The sequence below is a fragment of the Vibrio sp. 2134-1 genome (assembly GCF_033339495.1).
In genome coordinates, this window is sequence record NZ_JAWOUS010000218.1 from 1 (window position 1) to 896 (window position 896).

An 896-nucleotide genomic window follows, 5' to 3' on the forward strand; every position below is an offset into this window, starting at 1 on the left:
GCACTAGCTGGCTCTTAGCTATATTTAAAACGGCACTGTTGTGCCCGAAGGAAAACAAACAATGAAGAAATTACTTGCACTATGCAGCACACTTTTACTGGCTTTCAGCGCTCACGCTGCTCAATTTGAAGAAGGTAAACACTACAAAGTGTTGGACGTTGAGAAAGCGACTAAACCAACCGTTACAGAGTTTTTTTCGTTTTACTGCCCACACTGTTATAAGTTTGAATCTGTGATTGAAAACTTAAAACCGGCTTTGCCAAAAGAAGCACGCTTTGAAAAAGTGCACGTGGCGTTTATGGGCGCAGACATGGCAGTGCCAATGGCAAAATCTTACGCAGCCATGGTATCGCTAGGTGTTGAAGATAAAATGGTGCCTGCGATGTTCGCGCAAATTCATCAAAAGCGCCAAGCACCGAAAAACGAAGACGAGTTAAAGAAAGTCTTCACGGACAACGGTGTCGATGGCAACAAATTTGACGCGGCGTACAACAGCTTTGCGGTTAGTTCGATGCAAAAGCGTTTCGATAAGCAGTTCAAAGAGAGCACTCTGACCGGCGTTCCTGGCGTCGTTGTGAATAACAAGTACATCGTTATTCCTAATGAAGTCCGTAGCTATGCCGAGTACAGCGAATTGGTGAACTATCTGCTAACGCTATAAATTAAAAGAAATGAAAAATGGCGGCCAAGTGGTCGCCATTTTTTTGAATTCGTTATCTCAGTACGGTTGTACAAGCTTGAGTTGGTACGCTAGTCATGAATATCGCGTGCGGATAAAACAAGCTAGCAACGGTGATAGCGACATTGCACGGTTGTGCGATGGTGTTTTTCACCACATTGGTGAGAACAATGCCCGTGTTGTTTACTGTTTGAGTGGCAGCTTGTTGCGCTTGGTA

Annotated in this window: 2 protein-coding genes; one reads left to right on the forward strand and one right to left on the reverse strand. The window is 44.4% G+C overall.

All coding sequences use genetic code 11. The annotated features are described in order from the left end of the window. Nucleotides 1-61: 61 nt before the first annotated feature. A complete protein-coding gene (locus R7R78_RS25035) occupies nt 62-661 on the forward strand; it encodes a thiol:disulfide interchange protein DsbA/DsbL (RefSeq protein ID WP_005477286.1) in 600 nt (199 codons plus the stop codon). A gap of 52 nt (nt 662-713) precedes the next feature. Here R7R78_RS25035 and R7R78_RS25040 read toward each other — a convergent pair. Beyond that, on the reverse strand, nt 714-896 hold a 183-nt coding region (locus R7R78_RS25040; protein ID WP_225474489.1), incomplete at its 5' end, for a hypothetical protein.